16 protein-coding genes are annotated in these 16,088 nt (G+C 70.7%); 7 read left to right on the forward strand and 9 right to left on the reverse strand.

The genetic code is table 11. The annotated features are described in order from the left end of the window. Positions 1–6: 6 nt before the first annotated feature. Entirely contained in the window at positions 7–699 is a 693-nt protein-coding gene (locus ACE37J_RS04605; protein WP_409707726.1) for an RraA family protein, read from the reverse strand. A gap of 115 nt (positions 700–814) precedes the next feature. On the opposite strand from ACE37J_RS04605, the gene ACE37J_RS04610 reads away from it, so the two are divergent. Next, positions 815–1,324, forward strand: coding sequence for a hypothetical protein (locus ACE37J_RS04610; protein WP_409707729.1), 510 nt, complete (start codon positions 815–817; stop codon positions 1,322–1,324). On the opposite strand, the gene ACE37J_RS04615 is transcribed toward ACE37J_RS04610, so the two are convergent. After that, positions 1,290–3,191 carry a hypothetical protein gene (locus tag ACE37J_RS04615; protein ID WP_409707732.1) on the reverse strand — a complete coding sequence of 634 codons (1,902 nt, stop codon included), beginning with the start codon at positions 3,189–3,191 and terminating at the stop codon, positions 1,290–1,292. The two genes, ACE37J_RS04610 and ACE37J_RS04615, sit on opposite strands and share 35 nt — an antisense overlap. A gap of 86 nt (positions 3,192–3,277) precedes the next feature. On the opposite strand from ACE37J_RS04615, the gene ACE37J_RS04620 reads away from it, so the two are divergent. Beyond that, positions 3,278–4,057, forward strand: a complete 780-nt coding sequence (locus ACE37J_RS04620; protein WP_409707735.1) for an alpha/beta fold hydrolase — start codon at positions 3,278–3,280, stop codon at positions 4,055–4,057. A gap of 10 nt (positions 4,058–4,067) precedes the next feature. Here the strand turns inward: ACE37J_RS04620 and holA are convergent, their stop codons facing one another. From holA to ACE37J_RS04640, 4 genes are all read right to left on the reverse strand, one after another. After that, positions 4,068–5,066, reverse strand: coding sequence for a DNA polymerase III subunit delta (holA, locus tag ACE37J_RS04625; RefSeq protein WP_409707738.1), 999 nt, complete (start codon positions 5,064–5,066; stop codon positions 4,068–4,070). After that, positions 5,063–5,557, reverse strand: coding sequence for an LPS assembly lipoprotein LptE (gene lptE, locus ACE37J_RS04630; protein ID WP_409707741.1), 495 nt, complete (start codon positions 5,555–5,557; stop codon positions 5,063–5,065). The genes holA and lptE overlap by 4 nt, the downstream gene beginning before the upstream one ends. Continuing rightward, entirely contained in the window at positions 5,544–8,153 is a 2,610-nt protein-coding gene (gene leuS / locus ACE37J_RS04635) for a leucine--tRNA ligase (protein ID WP_409707744.1), read from the reverse strand. Before leuS ends, lptE begins: the two co-directional genes overlap by 14 nt. Positions 8,154–8,228: 75 nt before the next feature. Next, the gene (locus ACE37J_RS04640; protein WP_409707747.1) at positions 8,229–8,741 is read right to left on the reverse strand and encodes a DUF3576 domain-containing protein; all 513 of its coding nucleotides are present in this window, start codon (positions 8,739–8,741) and stop codon (positions 8,229–8,231) included. A gap of 224 nt (positions 8,742–8,965) precedes the next feature. Here ACE37J_RS04640 and ACE37J_RS04645 point away from each other — a divergent pair, with 224 nt between their 5' ends. The 3 genes from ACE37J_RS04645 to ACE37J_RS04655 all read left to right on the forward strand — a co-directional run bounded on the left by ACE37J_RS04645 (position 8,966) and on the right by ACE37J_RS04655 (position 11,871). Next, complete coding sequence (locus ACE37J_RS04645) at positions 8,966–9,937, forward strand: porin (RefSeq protein ID WP_409707750.1); 972 nt, start codon at positions 8,966–8,968, stop codon at positions 9,935–9,937. Positions 9,938–10,186: 249 nt separating this feature from the next. Next, the gene (locus ACE37J_RS04650; RefSeq protein ID WP_409707753.1) at positions 10,187–11,152 is read left to right on the forward strand and encodes a porin; all 966 of its coding nucleotides are present in this window, start codon (positions 10,187–10,189) and stop codon (positions 11,150–11,152) included. 65 nt (positions 11,153–11,217) lie between these two features. Next, positions 11,218–11,871 (forward strand): YggS family pyridoxal phosphate-dependent enzyme, encoded by a 654-nt coding sequence (locus ACE37J_RS04655; RefSeq protein ID WP_409707756.1) that lies wholly within the window; start codon positions 11,218–11,220, stop codon positions 11,869–11,871. Here the strand turns inward: ACE37J_RS04655 and ACE37J_RS04660 are convergent. Together ACE37J_RS04660 and ribA are read right to left on the reverse strand one after the other, a co-directional pair. Further along, positions 11,862–12,362 (reverse strand): L,D-transpeptidase, encoded by a 501-nt coding sequence (locus ACE37J_RS04660; protein ID WP_409708006.1) that lies wholly within the window; start codon positions 12,360–12,362, stop codon positions 11,862–11,864. The two genes, ACE37J_RS04655 and ACE37J_RS04660, sit on opposite strands and share 10 nt — an antisense overlap. 2 nt (positions 12,363–12,364) lie before the next feature. Then, positions 12,365–13,456, reverse strand: coding sequence for a GTP cyclohydrolase II (gene ribA, locus ACE37J_RS04665; RefSeq protein WP_409707759.1), 1,092 nt, complete (start codon positions 13,454–13,456; stop codon positions 12,365–12,367). 161 nt (positions 13,457–13,617) lie between these two features. On the opposite strand from ribA, the gene ACE37J_RS04670 reads away from it, so the two are divergent. Then, positions 13,618–14,304: a response regulator transcription factor gene (locus ACE37J_RS04670; protein WP_409707762.1), complete on the forward strand. Its 687-nt coding sequence runs from the start codon at positions 13,618–13,620 to the stop codon at positions 14,302–14,304. A 172-nt stretch (positions 14,305–14,476) separates the two neighbouring features. Here ACE37J_RS04670 and ACE37J_RS04675 read toward each other — a convergent pair whose 3' ends face one another. Further along, positions 14,477–15,190 carry a DUF1194 domain-containing protein gene (locus ACE37J_RS04675; RefSeq protein ID WP_409707765.1) on the reverse strand — a complete coding sequence of 238 codons (714 nt, stop codon included), beginning with the start codon at positions 15,188–15,190 and terminating at the stop codon, positions 14,477–14,479. A gap of 104 nt (positions 15,191–15,294) precedes the next feature. Here ACE37J_RS04675 and ACE37J_RS04680 point away from each other — a divergent pair, with 104 nt between their 5' ends. Then, a complete protein-coding gene (locus ACE37J_RS04680) occupies positions 15,295–16,086 on the forward strand; it encodes an exodeoxyribonuclease III (protein ID WP_409707768.1) in 792 nt (263 codons plus the stop codon). Positions 16,087–16,088: the final 2 nt, after the last annotated feature.

A 16,088-nucleotide genomic window follows, 5' to 3' on the forward strand; every position in this document is an offset into this window, starting at 1 on the left:
CCGCCCTCAGACGTAGCGGACCCGGTCGCTCTCCAGCAGCTCGCCGATCGCGGCGCCCCATTTGAGGCCCTTCGCCACCTCGGCGTCGAGCGCCTCCTCAAGCTCGCGGACGCGTTCGAGCTGCGCCAGCACCTCCCCGATCCGCTCGAACGGCACGACGACGACGCCGTCCCGATCCGCCACGATCATGTCCCCGGTCTCGACCTCGAGCCCGCCGATCTTCACCGGAAGCCCCACCCGCCCCGGCCCGGTGGAGACGGGGGAAGCCGGGTTGAGCCCCGAGCACCAGCAGGGCAGGCCGACCGCGACGACGCCGGGATGATCCCGCATCGGCCCGTCGGTGACGAAGCCGGCCGCGCCGGCGTTCTTCATCATGCCGGTGATCCGGTCCCCCGCAGCCGCGACGCCCTGATAGCCGGCGAAAGCGTTCACCACGATGTCGCCCGGCCGGATGAAGGGCGTGCAGGCGACGAGCGCGAGGATGCCGCCCGGCATGTTGTCGACCGTCAGCGCGGGGCCGGAAGCGACGCAGGGAAAGTCCCTGCCGTCGCCGAAGGGGCGGATCCCCAGCATTGCCCCCGTGCCGAACATCGCGTCGGCGACGAAGCTGGAGGGCACGCCCTGAAAGGCGGCGATCTCCGCGTCGGTCGGCCGGCGGTCGGGCCGCCTGATGGTCAGAAGCGGCGGTTCCTCGATCATTGTCTTCTCCTTCTTCGGGGTTCAGGCGACGATGCGTCGCCGCCGGGCCCTTTTCAAGCGCTGGACATTGGCGCGCGGGCGGGCTTGTTGTGCGCGGCGAGGGCGGGAGGATCGGATGGCGCGACCGAAGGACGGGCAGGCGAAGAATGACGCGCGGATGATCGTGGAGATCGCCCGCCCGGCGGCGGTTCGCTGGCTCGTCATACTCAGCCTCGGCGCGATGGGCGCCCTTCTTCTCGCCATGTCGGTTTCGATCGTGGCGCGGCAGCCCTTCGTCGCGCTCGCCCTCTTCGCCGCCGCGCTCGGGCTCCTCTTCCTCGGCCTCGCCACGCTCCGCAGCGGCGCCTCCCGGCTCCGCTTCGACGGGGAGCGGCTGACGGACGATTCCGGGGCCGAGCTTTGCCGGCTTGACGAGATCGAGACGGTGGAGCGCGGCTTCGTGCTCCTGAAGCCCTCGACCGGCTTTCTGATCACCCTGAAGGCGCCGCGACCCTTCGCATGGGCTCCGGGGCTCTGGTGGCGGTGGGGGCGGAGGATCGGCGTCGGCGGCGCGACGTCCCGCGCCGCGGGGAAGATGATGGCGGAGGCGATCAGCCTCGCCCTGGCGCAGCGGCCCGGCGTGTGAAGGCGACGGCGAGCCGGGCGCCGGGGCCGAGCGCGGCGCGAAGCGCCTCGATCTCCGACGCGGCGAGCGCCGGGTCCGGCTCCCAGACGGCGATCTCCTCCGGCGCGGCGGCGCGCCCCTCGCCGGGGTCGAAACGCCGCCCGTCGAGCACCCAGACTGTGCGCTGACCGCCCTGAATGTCGAGATTGGCGACAAGGGCCGCCAGGTCGGCGTCCGCAGGCGCGTCGTCGATCGCCACGAAATCCGCGGCGTCGATCCGCTCCCATCCCGGCGGCGGGTCGCCCTCCGCCCGCCGGACGGCGCCCTCCTGGCCGGGGCCGACATGGAGCGACAGCGGCTGATGGAGCGTGAGGTCGCGCCGCGTCGCGAGGTCGCGCAGGCTGTGAAGCAGCGCCGGGGCGCGGATGAACCGCCCCGTGCGCACATCCCGCCCGGAGGAGGCGACGCCGAGCGTCTCCGCGATCGTCGGAAACGTGGCGAGCGCCGCCTCCGAAACCAGCGCGCGGGCGAGCGGGGATGCGCCGGAGCCCGCGCCGGCGAAGACGGCGATGTGATCGAACCCCGCATCCCCCTCGCCCCGCGCGAAGAGGCGAAGCCGGTCCAGCGGGTCCGGCGCCCATTCGCCCCTGGCCGCGCCCGGGAGCGCGAGGCGGAGCGCCGAATGGATCACCGCGAGCCGGCTCGCGCTGTCGAGCCCCGCAAGGTCGAGCGCCTGCTGCCGGAACGCCCAGTTCTTGCCCACGAGAAGGAAGATCGTGACGAAGACGATGAGCCCCATCAGCTCCGAGCCCGCATTCCAGCTCAAATTGGTCATTACCGGCGTGTCGGAGAGAACGCCGGCGCCGATCCAGGCTCCGGCGAAATAGAAGAGCGAATCCGTCCGCGCATCCATCCGCGCGTCGTTCAGATAATCCCGCCGCACCTCGCGGGAGGGGCCGTAGAGGCCCGGCGGGCGGCGCGCCTCCGCCTCCCGGATCTCGTCGTCCACATTGGCGAGGTCCGAGCCGAACTCCTTCACCCACCACAGCGTGCAGGAGGCGAGCGCCGCGCCGATGGCGAGCGGCCAGTCCCCTTCCAGACCGTTCCACGTGCCGGAGATGAACCAGGCGCTCATGAGCAGGATGATGAAGGCCTGCACGCCCTTCTCCACCGGGCCCATCTGCTCCGGCATCGACTTGCCGAAGACGGTGGCGGCGAGCCCGTAGAGGCAGAAGAGACCGGACAGCACCGCGGCGACCCAGCGGCGCGCCTCCTCCGGCGCCCCGGCCCCCGAGGTCGCGATCCAGAACGCGCCGAAGACGGCGAGCATGGCGATCACGAAATAGCGCATGTCCCGGCAGAGGAAGATGACGCCCGCGCCGATGCAGAGCGTCGCCGCCGTCACGCCGAAGAGCTCCGCATGATGCGCCGCGCCGCCTTCCGCCTGCGCCGCCGCGCCGAGCGAATCGAGGAGCCAGAAGGCGGCGAGCGTGAGCGCGATGAAGCCGCCCGCCAGCATCTTCCGCGCCAAGGGCGGAATCGCCCGCTCCCTCCGCTCCTCCGGGAGATCGCGCGCGAGGAGGGCGCCTGCGGCGGCAAGCGGCGCGAGAAGGAAGAGCGCGGCGGCCACGGGGAGGAGCGCATTGTTCGCCGTGCAGGCGAACTGGAACTCGCAGGCCCCGTTGGCGGCGGAGGGCCGCCCCTCCCAGTCCGCCATCAGGAGCGCGGCGGAGGCGACGGTGTCCGCGATCCAGGCGAAGAACAAGGCCGTGGCGAGCCCCAGCGTCATGTGGCCGAGCTGGTTCGCCATCCACGAATAGACGCGGCTGTAGTTCGACTGCACGTCGGATATGCCGAATTCGCGCGCGAAGATCGCCTTGAGCCACATGGGAAGGTCCGGTTTGCATCGCCTGGCGCGGCAAAGGTAAACGCTAGCACGCGCCGCGCGCGCCGCCAACTTTCCGGAGAAACGGGATGACCCGACTCGCCTTCATCGACCATCCCGCCCCCGGCGCGACGCGCGCGCCCCTCCTCGTCCTCCACGGGATATTCGGCGCCGCGAAGAACTGGCGCGCCCATGCGAAGCGGCTCGGCCCGGGGCGGCGCGTCCTCGCCGTCGACCTCCGGAACCACGGGGAGAGTCCGTGGGAGCCGCGGCACGATTACGAGGCGATGGCGGAGGATCTCGCGCGCCTCATCGGCCGGATCGGCGGGCGCGCCGCGGTGCTCGGCCATTCGATGGGCGGCAAGGCGGCGATGGTTCTGGCGGAGACCAGACCCGACCTGATCGAGCGGCTGATCGTGGCGGACATTGCGCCCGTCGCCTATTCGCACGACCTTCTGCCCGAAATCCGGGCGATGCGGGCGGTGGACCTTTCGACGCTCCAGCGCCGCTCCGAAGTGGAGGCCGCGCTCGCCCCCCGGATCGACAGCGCGGCGACGCGCGCATTCCTCGCCCATGGCGCCGTCCTCGGGGAGGAGCCGCGCTGGTCCCACAATCTCGACGCGCTTGAGGCGGAGATGCCAAGGATCGTCAGCTATCCCGAGCTTGGGGGCCGCTATGAAGGGCCCGTCCTGATGCTCACCGGCGGCGCCTCCCGCTATGTCCTGCCCGAGCACCGGGGGCGCATCCTCGCCCGCTTTCCCGCGGCGCGCTTCACGGCGCTGGAGGGCGCCGGCCACTGGCTGCATGTGGACCGGCCGCGCGAATTCGTGGACGCTGCGAACGCCTTCCTCGCGGAAGGAGAGGCCTGAACGCGCCGCGCTATCGCGGCCTCGGGAGGAGCGCGAGCCGCATCAGCGCACGCTCCAGCAGCGCGAAGGGCGCCGCGCCGGCCGGGCCGCGGAGCGCGAGATCGGTCTCGAAGAGATGGCGGAGCGCCGCCTCCGCCTCCGCCTGCCCCCAGCGGCGGAGCGCGCGGTCCATCATGTCCTTCGCCGCGCCGAAAAGCGGCCTTCCCCCCCCGCCGGTCGTCCGCGCATGGAGATCGGCGAAGCGCCGCTGCGCCGCCAGCACGACGGCCACGGCCCCTTCGCCCTGCGTCTCGATCCGCCTGAGCGCCGGGCTGAGCCGTTCGGCGGCCCCGAGCAGCACGCTGTCCAGAAGCGCGTCGATATCGGCGGAGAGCGCGTCCGGCGCGCAGGCGCGCACGTCCGCCTCGCGGAGCGGGCCGGGTTCGTCGAGCCGGTAGAGCGCGAGGCGGCGGAGGAAATCCCGCATCGTGCCGGAATCCATGCCCGCCGCACAGGTCTGGAGCAGCGCCATCGCGCCATCCTCCGCCCGTTCCAGCCCCTGTTCATCCATCATCAGACGAAGCGCCTCCGGCCCGCCCGCATCGGAATAGACCGGGGCCGCAGCGGCGTTCCGCGCGGCCTCGAACACGGCGCGGAGCTTCGAGCGCTTCTGCAGCGCGCCGGCCGTGACGACGAGAAAGGCGTCCTCCGGCCCCGCTTCGCCCAGCGCCGCCTCGATCGCCCCCGCCAGCCCGTCCGTCGCGTTGTCGAGCGTCACGACCTGCCGCCCGGAAAAGAAGCCGCGCGCCTTCATCGCGTCGAGGATCAGCGCCGGTTCGCGACGGACCTCCCCGGCGTCGAGCCGCGTCAGCAGGAGATCGGCATCCGCCGCGCCGCCGAGGATCGCGTCGCGCAGCCTGTCCCGGCGCGCCGAGACCTCGGCGCCGTCCTCCCCGTAGATCAGCGCGCCGGCAAGGGCCTTGTCCGGCGCCGAGGGAAAGCGGGCGGCGGCGGGCCCCGAAAGCTTCATGAGCCCGCGCGCGCAGCGCCGCTCAGGAGCCGGACGGCGACCAGCTCCGCCAGCTCCTCCGAAAGCCGCTCCCGCTCCCGCCGCTCGGCGGCGCGGACGGCGAAGGAGCCTGCGCCGGCGTCGTAGCCGCCCGTCGCCGCGACGGAGCCTTCCGCCAGCACGGCGCCGCCCGGATCCGTCAGCCGGAAATCCGCCTCGCCCCGGAGCCGGTAGCGCGTGATGTCCGCCTGCCGCGTGACGGCGACGCCCTGCGGGTCGAACCGGAGCGCGAAATCGAGCCGCGCGCCCTCCGGCTCATGCCCGACGCGGCGGCGCATCCGTTCGCGAAACGCGAAGTCCTCCGGCCCGTCGGCCTCCCGCAATGCGACGGGGCCGAAGGGCGTCGGCCCGTCGTTCCGCCCGTGGACGGGCCGGAAGCCGCAGCCCGCCAGCGCGCCGAGGAGGAGCGCAAGCGCCGCGCGCCGCCCGATCCCGGCCTCAGAGCACGACATTGACGATCCGCCCGGGCACGACGATGACCTTCCGCGGCGTCGCCCCGTCGAGGAAGCGGGCCACCGCGTCATCCGCCAGCGCCGCCGCCTCGATCTCGGCCGCTCCGGTTCCGGGCGCGACGCGGATCTCCCCCCGCCGCTTGCCGTTGACCTGCACAGGGAGCACGATCTCCTCCACCTTGAGAAGCTCAGGGTCGGCGTCCGGCCATGGGCTTTCCGCCAGTATCGTCTCATGGCCGAGCCGCGCCCAGACTTCCTCCGCCAGATGCGGAACCATCGGCGCGGAAAGCCGTGCGAGGGCCTCAAGAGCCTCGCGGAGCGCGAAGGCGGCGCCCGGGCCCTCGCCCGCCCCCTTCCCGGCGGCGTTGGCGAGCTCGTAGATGCGGGCGACCGCGCGGTTGAAGCCGAAGGCCTCGACATCCTGCGTCACGCCCGCGATGGCGCGATGCGTCTCGCGCCGCAGCGCCGTCGCCTCCGGCCCGATCTCCGCCGGAGCGGGCGCGCCCGGCGGGGGCAGGCCCGGCGCCGCATTGTCCGCCATCCGCCAGAGCCGCTGGAGGAAGCGCGCCGCCGCCTCCGCGCCGGAAGTCGTCCATTCCACGTCCCGCTCCGGCGGGCTGTCGGAGAGCATGAACCAGCGCGCCGTGTCCGCGCCGTAGCGCGCGATGATGTCCTCCGGGTCCACCACGTTCTTCTTGGACTTGGACATCTTGATCGAGGGGCCGACCTCCACCGCCGAACCAGTCGCCCTGGAGGCATAGCCGCCCCCCGGCGCCGGCGCGATCTCCTCCGGGGAGAGCCATTTCCCGTCCGCCCGATAGGTCTCGTGGCAGACCATGCCTTGTGTGAAGAGCGCGTTGAAGGGCTCCGAGGCGCTCTCCGGCAGCCAGCCGGTGATCTTCATCGCCCGCGCCCAGAACCGCGAATAGAGCAGGTGGAGGATCGCATGCTCCACGCCTCCGATATACTGGTCCACGTTCATCCAGTAGCCGACGGCCGCCGCATCGGTCGGCTCCGGGCAATCCGGCGCGGTGAAGCGCGCGAAATACCAGGAACTGTCCGCGAAGGTGTCCATCGTGTCCGTCTCCCGCCGCGCGGGCGCGCCGCAGGCGGGGCAAGGCGCATGCTTCCACGTCGGATGCCGGTCGAGCGGGTTGCCGGGGGCGTCGAAGGTCACGTCATCCGGCAGCCGCACCGGCAGGTCCGCCGCCGGAACCGGAACGGGCCCGCAGGCCTCGCAATGGATCACGGGGATCGGGCAGCCCCAGTAGCGCTGGCGGGAGAAGCCCCAGTCGCGCAGGCGATAGTTGACCCGCTCCTCGCCCTTGCCCAAGGCCGCGAGCCGCTTCGCGACCTCGGCCTTCGCCTCCGGCACGCTCATCCCGTCGAGGAAGGCGGAATTCACGATCCGGCCCGGCCCGGTATAGGCCTCGGCCCCGATCTCGAACGCCTCGGGAGCCGCGCCCTCCGGGCAGACGACGGGGAGCACGGGAAGCCCGTATTTCCGCGCGAAGTCGAGGTCGCGCTGGTCATGCGCCGGGCAGCCGAAGATCGCGCCGGCGCCGTATTCCATCAGCACGAAATTCGCCGCATGGACCGGCAGCAGCCGCTCCGGGTCGAACGGATGGCGGACGCGGAGGCCGGTGTCGAAGCCCCGCTTCTCGGCCTGTTCTATCGCCGCCTCCGAGGTGCCGACGCTCCGGCACTCCGTCGCAAATTCGGCGAGGCCCGCAACCTTCCCCTCCAGCCCCTTGACGAGCGGATGGTCGATGGAGAGCGCGCAGAAGCTCGCGCCGAAGAGCGTATCATGCCGCGTGGTGAAGACGTCGAACCCCGTCTCCGCCGTCAGATCGTTGGGCGCGAGATCGAACCGGATCGTCATGCCGGTCGAACGTCCGATCCAGTTCCGCTGCATCGTGCGGACCTTTTCGGGCCAGCCCTCCAGCCCGTCGATCGCCGAAAGCAGCTCGTCCGCCATCGCGGTGATGCGGCAGAACCACTGCTTCAGCTCCCGCCGCTCCACCGGCGCGCCGGAGCGCCAGCCCTTGCCGTCGATCACCTGCTCGTTGGCCAGAACCGTCCCGTCCACCGGGTCCCAGTTCACCATAGCGGATTTCTGGTAGACGAGCCCGGCCGCCATCATGTCGATGAAGAGCCGCTGCTGCTGCGCGTAATATTCGGGGTCGCAGGTGGCGAATTCGCGGCTCCAGTCGAGGCTGAGGCCCATCGTCTTCAGCTGCGCGCGCATCGCGGCGATGTTCTCGTAGGTCCATTTCGCCGGATGGACGCCGCGCTCCACGGCCGCGTTCTCCGCCGGCAGGCCGAACGCGTCCCACCCCATCGGATGGAGCACGTTATAACCCCGCGCGCGCCGATAGCGGGCGACGAGATCGCCCATCGCATAGTTGCGCACATGGCCGATATGGATGCGCCCCGAAGGATAGGGAAACATCTCCAGCACGTAGTATTTCGGCTTCGAAGGGTCGAGCTTCGCCTCGAACACGCGCCGCTCGTCCCAGAGCGCGCGCCACTTGGCCTCCACGGCCTGCGGATCGTATCGCCCCGTCACGGGCGCGCTGGCGGCGTCGTTCGGCATCTCTTGCGTCTCCGGCTGCGGAGACGCCCTGATAGGCGAGCGGCGCGGCGCTTTCAACGCCCGCCGCGACGCGCCTCAGCCCGCCTGGCGCTCGCCGAGCTTGAGCTGCCGCGCGCGCAGCAGGATCGCATCCTCGAGCTGGCGCGCCGTGGCGCCGGCGACCGGCGCCGTCACCCAGGCCCCGGCCTCGTCCCGCACCTCGCGATAGACGGCGACCTGCAGCGCCTGCGCCGTCAGTTCCGGGCTCCGCACAAAGGCGGTGACCTTGAAGCGCTCGTTCGGCGCATCGGGCGAGGCGGCCCAGTCCGTCGCGATCACGCCGGTGAAAGGGTCGGTCGAGGCCAGCGGGAGGTAGGAGAGGGTGTCGAGCGAGGCGCGCCAGAGATGGCGGTTCACGGGCGTCAGCCCGCCGCCGCCGCCGCCGCCCGCACCAAGATCGATCATGTCGGTGACGCGGGAATTCTCGTAGTTCCCTGCGGCGCCGCCGCCAGAGTTCCGCGCATCTTCCTTAGGCGCCGTAACGGTTCCGCCACAGCCCGCGAGCGCGATTGCCGCGGCGAACGCTGCGCCGATCCTCAGATGCGACATGCTTCGCTCCCCAGAGTTTCAGATCGCGATATCAACTATCACTCTCTAGTCCGCCGCGCGCACCGAGTAAAGGCGGCGCCGACCACGATCTGTTGCGGGAAAAACACAGCGCCGGGCATGCGACGGCTCCCCGCGTCTTTGTTGCTTGACCCCGACGGGCCGCTGCGGGAAACCGGCATCACTCAACGGGCGCGGCAAAGCGCCTTCAAACTGTGAGGGACAAGATGAAGAAAGTTCTCCTTGCGACGTCGGCGCTCGTCGCGGCCGGCTTCGTGACCTCCGCCTCCGCCGCCGAGTGGGAAACCGGCGTCTCCGGCTACTACTTCCTCGGCGTCGGCGTGACCGACTCCGGCGCGCAGGACGGCATCGGCGTCCTTCGTGACGGCGAGTTTCACGTCAATGGCCGCCTGACGGCGGACAATGGCCTGACGTTCCGCGCCCGCATCGAGGTCGAGGCGTTCACCTCCGGCGACCAGATCGACGAGAACTGGGGCTCCGTCTCCGGCTCCTTCGGTACGCTGATGATCGGTTCGAACGACACCGTCGTTTACGAGAACCTCTCCGGCATCGGCATCATCTACGCGCCGGGCGCCCGCATCGGCTACGCGGACAGCTTCGCGCTGACGACCGCCGCCGGCGTCGGCTTCTCGCCGTTCCCGGGCACCGCGTCCGACCAGATCGGCCTGCACTACACCACGCCGGACTTCATGGGCTTCAAGGCGTTCGCTGGCTACCACCCGTCCAACGCGACGGACGGCGCCGCCGACACCAACAACCCGGTCTTCGACAACGGCGGCGAGATCTGGAACGTCGGCGCGTCCTACACGGGCGACTTCGGCGACTTCTCGCTCGGCCTCGGCGCGGGCTACACCGACATCGAGGGCGTTGCGGGCGAGCAGATCTCCTTCGCGGCGAACGTCGGCTTCCAGGGCTTCACCCTGGCCGGCTTCTACGAGGACGATTTCGGCGGTGACGAGTTCGGCATCGGCGCGCAGTACGCGACCGGCCCGTGGACGGTCGGCGGCGGCTGGGGCCATGGCGACTCCGGCGCGACGAACAACGACGTCGTCGCCGGCTGGGTCACCTACACGGCGGCTCCGGGCGTCCTCTTCACGGCGGGCCTCGAGTACGCCGACGACGACACCACGAACAACTCCGACTTCGGCGGCCTTGCGTTCATGACGCTGCGCTTCTGATCTTCGGATCATTCGGGGAAAGGGCGGGCTTCGGCCCGCCCTTTTTCTTTGCGCCGCCGAATTTCTTTGGCCTTCGCACGGCGCCTTGTTTTTTGTCAGTGGCGTCGCAAGACGCCGGGATACCAGGCTTCGCGGCGCGCACGCTTCATTTTCGCGATATTCCTGTTGCATCGCACCATTCCTGAGGGAATCTCACGCTGACGCCGCCGGAATTTGGCGGAGCGGCGTTCCTTTCAGGTCGAGGACAACATGAAGACAGCGCTCTTCGCGACGTCGGCGCTCTGCGCCGCAGGGTTGGCGTGCGCCGCTTCGGCGGCGGAATGGGAGACGGGAATCTCCGGATACTACTTCCTCGGCGTCGGCGTGACCGATTCCGGCGCGCAGGACGGGCTCGGCGTCCTCCGTGACGGCGAGTTCCATGTGAACGGCCGTCTCGCCGCGGATAACGGCCTCGTCTTTGCCGCACGGATCGAGGTGGAGGCCTTCACGTCAAACGACCAGATCGACGAGAACTGGGGCCGCGTCATCGGCCCGTTCGGCGCGCTGACGATCGGCTCCGACGCATCGGTCGGCTACGAGCAGGTCGGCGCCCTCGGCATCGTCTTCTCGCCGGGCGGCCGCATCGGCTACGCAGACGCCTTCGCGCTCACCAGCGAGGCGCTCGTGAACGAAGCGGCCTTCATGGGCTTCGCGACCGACTCCATCGGCCTGCACTATTCGTCGCCGGACTTCTTCGGCTTCCAGGCTCACGGCTCCTACATCCCGAGCGCGAATACGGACGGCGCGGCGGACACCAACAACCCGGCCTTCAGCGCGAATGACGAGGTCTGGTCCCTCGCCGCGACCTATGCGGGCGAGTTCAGCGAGGTCTCCTTCGGCCTCGGAGGCCACTACACCGATCAGGAAGGCGTCGCGGGCGAGCAGATCGGCGCCGCCGGCTATGTCGGTTTCGCTGGCGTCACCCTCGCCGGCTTCTACGAGGACGATTTCGCGGATGACGAGTTCGGCATCGGCCTCCAGTACGAGACCGGCCCCTGGGCCATCGGCGGCGGCTACTCGAACTCCGACCAGCTCGGAAACGAGATTGGTTCGGCCTGGGTCACCTACAGCGCCGCGCCCGGCGTGCAGATGACCGTCGGTGTCGAATATGCGGACGACGACACTGTCGCCGGCTCCGATTTCGGCGGCCTCGCCTACCTGACCCTCATGTTCTGAAACCGGGGGGCGGGCCGCGCGCCCGCCCCTTCCGTTTTCCGCGCCGCCGACCTAGGCTCCGCCGCATGAGCTTCTCCGAAGTCCAGTCCCGCATCGACGCCGCGCTCGCAGAGGCGGGCCGCCCGAAGGGCGCGGCGCGCCTCGTCGCCGTGTCCAAGGTCCAGCCGCTCGAAAGGGTGGAGGCGGTGCTTGCGGCCGGCCATCGCCTTTTCGGGGAGAACCGGGTGCAGGAGGCGGCGGGGAAATGGCCCGCCCTTCGGGAACGCTTCCCCGGCGTCGAGCTTCACCTCCTCGGCCCGCTCCAGACCAACAAGATCAAACCCGCGCTCGAACTGTTCGACGCGATCCAGTCGCTGGACCGTCCCGCGCTGGCCGAGAAACTCGCCGCCGCGGTCCAGGGCAGGGGCGCCTGCCCGCAGCTCTTCGTCCAGGTGAACACCGGCGAGGAGCCGCAGAAGGCCGGCGTCGCGCCGGGGGAGGCGGACGCCTTCATCGCGCGATGCCGGGCGATGGACCTTCCCGTCGCCGGCCTCATGGCCATCCCCCCGGCGGAGGAGGAGCCGGCGCTGCACTTCGCGCTCCTCGCGAAGATCGCGGAGCGGAACGGGCTTACGGAGCTCTCGATGGGCATGAGCGCGGATTACGAGACCGCCGTGCGCCTCGGCGCGACCCTTGTGCGCGTCGGCTCCGCGATCTTCGGCGAACGCGCCTACAACTGAACGATCACCCGGCTCCGCCGCCCCCAGCGCGCCCGGATCCAGAGGAGATCCGCCCTGCGGAAGGCGACGCAACCCGCCGTCGGCCGCCTCGGGCCCCGCCAGCAATGCACGAAGATCGCGGAACCGCCGCCCGGCCGCCCCTCCGCATTCCAGTCGGTGAAGAGCACGAGGTCATAGAGCCCGTCGCCCCGCCGCATCCGTTCATGGCCGAAACCGGCCGCGCCCCGCCGTGAAAGCCGGTTATAGGCCGGGTCCGCCGGATCGTCGGACCAGATGTCGCGCGGCCCCGCCATGAGCAGCGGCGCGCCGGGGGGCCGGCGCATCCGGTCCGCCCGCCACATGCCGCCGACGATGCGATGGGCGCCCGCAGGCGTCGCCCCGTCCCCCTCCCGCTTCGCATCCGTCACGCCGGAACGCCCCAGCGAGACAGGGAAGGTCCGCCCGAGGAACCGCGCGCCCCACCGCCCGACCAAAAGGTCGCCCGGCCGCAGCCTCACAGCAGATGGCCGCTCTTGCGCGCCTTTGTCGCGAGATATTCGACGTTGTGCGCCGTATGGCCGACGATCAGCGGAACACGTTCCGCCACGGCCAGCCCCGCCGCCTCCATCGCCGCGACCTTGCCGGGGTTGTTCGTCATCAGCCGGACGCCGGCGAAGCCCATCCGCTTCAACATCTCCGTGCCCAGCCGGAAATCCCGCTCGTCATCCTCGAAGCCGAGCCGATGGTTCGCCTCCACCGTGTCGAAGCCCTCGTCCTGCAGGAAGTAGGCGCGCATCTTGTTGGCGAGGCCAATGCCCCGCCCTTCCTGGTTGAGATAGAGCAGCACGCCCGCGCCCTCCGCCCCGATCTGGGTCAGCGCGGCGCGAAGCTGCGGCCCGCAATCGCACTTGAGCGAGCCGATCAGGTCCCCGGTGAAGCAGGCCGAATGCAGCCGCGCCAGAACCGGCTTCGCCCGGTCCGGCGCGCCGATCTCGATCGCGTAGTGCTCCTCCTCCCCGCTCGCCGGTCGCCAGACGAGGACGCGCGCATCCTCGGCGTAGGAGAGCGGAACCCGCGCCGAGGAGACGAGCGCAAGGTCGATGCCCGCCGCCTCCGCCGGCCCCATCATCGCCGCCTCGACAATGGTGAGTCCGGCCTCCGCCGCGAGCCGACGCGCCGCCGTCGCCGCCATCGGCGCGGCCACCACAGCGGGCAGGAGGCGCGCCGATTTCGCGAGCTTCAGCGCCATCCGCTGCGCCGCGGCCCCGCCCTCGCGCCGGGCGATGAACGGCCCCGCCATCGGCGCGGAAAGCGCCAGCGCCGGGTCAGCCGCGGCGAGGATCTCCCTCAATCCGAAGGACTCGGGCAGGGCGATCCGCGCCATGTCCCCGTCATAGGCGCGCGACTTCAGGATCTCCGCCCGCCGCTGCGTCACCGCAAGGTCGAGCGGGCCGAGCGCCCGCATGTCCGCCAGCCGCCCCGCCCGCAGCGCCTCCGCCGCGACGACCGCCGCCGCCGCCTCGCCGTCGATGACGATCACCGGCGCGCCGAGTCTCAGGTCGCCGCGAGCGCGGGCGACAATCTCTTCGGCGGACAGCATCTTCATGACGGGTTCGCTCCTCTGCGCCCCGATCCTATATCATGGCGGGGGCGCGATGACACAATGGCTCGCCTCAGGCCACGCCCGCGTGATATCTGCGCGCCGGGCTTGAAGATGGGCTCCGCCTCCCCGATTCAAGGGGGAAGCGCCACAAGGGAATACGCGTCATGACCGCGCTGAAAAAGATCCTTCTCGTCGACGACGACCCCGATCTCAGGGAGGCGCTGGCCGACCAGCTCGTGCTCACCGAGGAATTCGACGTGTTCGAGGCGGAGACGGGAGCCCATGGAATCGCCCGCGCCAAGGGGCAGCTCCACGACCTTGTGATCCTCGATGTCGGTCTGCCGGACATGGACGGGCGGGAGGTCTGTCGCCTGATGCGCAAGGGCGGCGTCCGCTGCCCGATCATCATGCTCACGGGCCATGACAGCGACAGCGACACGATCCTCGGGCTCGACGCCGGGGCGAACGACTACATCACCAAGCCCTTCAAGTTCCCGGTCCTCCTCGCCCGCATCCGGGCGCAGCTCCGCCAGCACGAGCAGTCGGAGGACGCCGTCTTCACCATCGGGCCCTACACCTTCCGCCCGGCGGTGAAGATGCTGACCGACGAGGACGGGAAGAAGATCCGCCTGACGGAGAAGGAGACGAACATCCTCAAGTTCCTCTACCGCGCCTCCGATCAGGTTGTGGCGCGGGACGTGCTGCTGCACGAGGTCTGGGGCTACAATGCCGGCGTCACGACGCACACGCTGGAGACGCATATCTACCGCCTCCGCCAGAAGATCGAGCCCGACCCGTCGGCGGCGCGCCTGCTCGTGACGGAGAGTGGCGGATACCGCCTTTCTTCGTGACGAAAGCGTGAGCCGCCGGGGCTTGCAGGCCGGGGCCCCCCTCACCACCTGATGGAAAGGAGGGCGGACGGATTGAACCGAGCCGCCCGCCATCCGGCCTGAACCCTCGGCGCCGGAAGCCTTGAAAAAGGCGAGCGCCCGGCGGCCCCCCTCTCGCCGGGCGCTTTCTTTCTCAGCGCGCCGCAAGCTCCGTTTCCGGGGAGCGCCCCGCAATCTCCAGGATCAGCTTCCGCCGCACCGCCTCCGCGAAGGCGCGGTCCCCGTCCGCCGTCACCACGAAGGCGCCGGGGCCGCCGACGATCCGCTCCGCAAAGGCCTGCTCCAGGTCGTAGTCGACAGGCCGGCCGGAGCAGATGCGGCAGAGCACGGCGAGGCCGTTGATCGTGATCCCCGCGGCCACCACCTCGTCCCGCGCCTCCTCGATCCCGGGCCCGCTCCAGTTGTTCGCGCTGTCGGCGGAGAGGTCGATGACGCGGCGCAGCCCCTCGTATTCGTTCTCCTCGATCGTGCGCTTGCCAAAAAGCAGCGCCGCGCCGATCGCGTTCCGCCCGAAGGCGAGTCGCGGCTCGGCCATGAGCCGCGCGGCGAACGCCTCGGCCTCCTCCGCTGTCCCGATCGTCGTCCACCCGGCGACGACCTGCTGGCTCCCCGCATCCGCCCATTCGACATAGGTGACGGCGATGCGGCCGAGGAGGCCGGAGCCTATGGCGGAAAGCACCTCGGGGCTGGTGATCGCCTCGGCGTAGCCGCGCCGCTGGAACATGATCTCGTCCATGTCGATGGAGCCGGTCGCATCCGCCAGCAGCGCGAGTTCGAGGTCGACCTCTTCCGCGGCGGCGGCGCCGGCGAGGAGGAACAGGGCGGGGATGGCAAGGGCGCGTCTCATCGGTCTCTCCTCTTGTGGGCCTGACGGGGAGGATAGCGCTCCGGCGGCCCTTGGCATTCCCCGTCGGCCCCGCCATGGTCCCGTCGCCGAGGAAGGGAGCGCCGATGCCTGTCACGATCTGCACCTGGAACATCAATTCCGTTCGCCTGCGGGAGCCGCTCGTCCTCCGCCTCCTGCGGGAGGAGGCGCCGGACGTGCTCTGCCTCCAGGAGACGAAGAGCCTGGTGGAGAAACTCCCGCTCGAAGGCTTCGCCGCCCTCGGCTACGCCCATGTCCTCGCCCGCGGCGACAAGGGCTACAACGGCGTGATGATCCTCTCCCGCATCCCGCTCGACCCGGTCGCGCACGAGGATTTCGGCGGCAAGGGCGACGCCCGCCATGTCGCCGGGCGCACGAAGTCCGGCGTCGAGATCCACAATGTCTACCTTCCCGCGGGCGGAGACGTGCCTGACCCGGAGGCGAACGAGAAATTCGCCCACAAGCTCCGCTTCGTGGAGGATGTCGCCCGCTGGGGCGAGAAGCGCCGCGGCCCCGCGATCCTCGTCGGCGACCTCAACATCGCCCCGCGGGAAGATGACGTCTGGTCCCACAAGCAGCTCCTGAAGGTGGTGAGCCACACGCCGGTCGAGGTCGGGGCGTTCGAGGCGGCGCGCGCCGCCGGCGGCTGGGAGGACGTGACGCGGCGCGACTTGCCGGAGGGGCTCGTCTATTCCTGGTGGTCCTACCGCTCGCCGGACTGGGACGGGGCGGACAAGGGGCGAAGGCTCGATCACGTCTGGGCGACGGCGGATATCGCCCCGGCGCCCGGCGCCGGCGGCTCCCGCATCCTCCGCGCGGCGCGGGGCTGGGAGCAGCCCTCGGACCATGCGCCCGTCTTCGCCACGTTCGAGGTCTGATC

Source organism: Pikeienuella sp., assembly GCF_046290545.1.
In the GTDB taxonomy this organism is placed as follows: domain Bacteria; phylum Pseudomonadota; class Alphaproteobacteria; order Rhodobacterales; family Rhodobacteraceae; genus Pikeienuella.

What these genes read in the sequence shown, in the direction of transcription:
- ACE37J_RS04605 (WP_409707726.1), bottom strand. Translation starts at nt 699, where the DNA reads ATGATCGAGGAACCGCCGCTTCTGACCATCAGGCGGCCCGACCGCCGG.
- ACE37J_RS04610 (WP_409707729.1), top strand. Translation starts at nt 815, where the DNA reads ATGGCGCGACCGAAGGACGGGCAGGCGAAGAATGACGCGCGGATGATC.
- ACE37J_RS04615 (WP_409707732.1), bottom strand. Translation starts at nt 3,191, where the DNA reads ATGTGGCTCAAGGCGATCTTCGCGCGCGAATTCGGCATATCCGACGTG.
- ACE37J_RS04620 (WP_409707735.1), top strand. Translation starts at nt 3,278, where the DNA reads ATGACCCGACTCGCCTTCATCGACCATCCCGCCCCCGGCGCGACGCGC.
- holA (WP_409707738.1), bottom strand. Translation starts at nt 5,066, where the DNA reads ATGAAGCTTTCGGGGCCCGCCGCCGCCCGCTTTCCCTCGGCGCCGGAC.
- lptE (WP_409707741.1), bottom strand. Translation starts at nt 5,557, where the DNA reads ATGTCGTGCTCTGAGGCCGGGATCGGGCGGCGCGCGGCGCTTGCGCTC.
- leuS (WP_409707744.1), bottom strand. Translation starts at nt 8,153, where the DNA reads ATGCCGAACGACGCCGCCAGCGCGCCCGTGACGGGGCGATACGATCCG.
- ACE37J_RS04640 (WP_409707747.1), bottom strand. Translation starts at nt 8,741, where the DNA reads ATGTCGCATCTGAGGATCGGCGCAGCGTTCGCCGCGGCAATCGCGCTC.
- ACE37J_RS04645 (WP_409707750.1), top strand. Translation starts at nt 8,966, where the DNA reads ATGAAGAAAGTTCTCCTTGCGACGTCGGCGCTCGTCGCGGCCGGCTTC.
- ACE37J_RS04650 (WP_409707753.1), top strand. Translation starts at nt 10,187, where the DNA reads ATGAAGACAGCGCTCTTCGCGACGTCGGCGCTCTGCGCCGCAGGGTTG.
- ACE37J_RS04655 (WP_409707756.1), top strand. Translation starts at nt 11,218, where the DNA reads ATGAGCTTCTCCGAAGTCCAGTCCCGCATCGACGCCGCGCTCGCAGAG.
- ribA (WP_409707759.1), bottom strand. Translation starts at nt 13,456, where the DNA reads ATGAAGATGCTGTCCGCCGAAGAGATTGTCGCCCGCGCTCGCGGCGAC.
- ACE37J_RS04670 (WP_409707762.1), top strand. Translation starts at nt 13,618, where the DNA reads ATGACCGCGCTGAAAAAGATCCTTCTCGTCGACGACGACCCCGATCTC.
- ACE37J_RS04675 (WP_409707765.1), bottom strand. Translation starts at nt 15,190, where the DNA reads ATGAGACGCGCCCTTGCCATCCCCGCCCTGTTCCTCCTCGCCGGCGCC.
- ACE37J_RS04680 (WP_409707768.1), top strand. Translation starts at nt 15,295, where the DNA reads ATGCCTGTCACGATCTGCACCTGGAACATCAATTCCGTTCGCCTGCGG.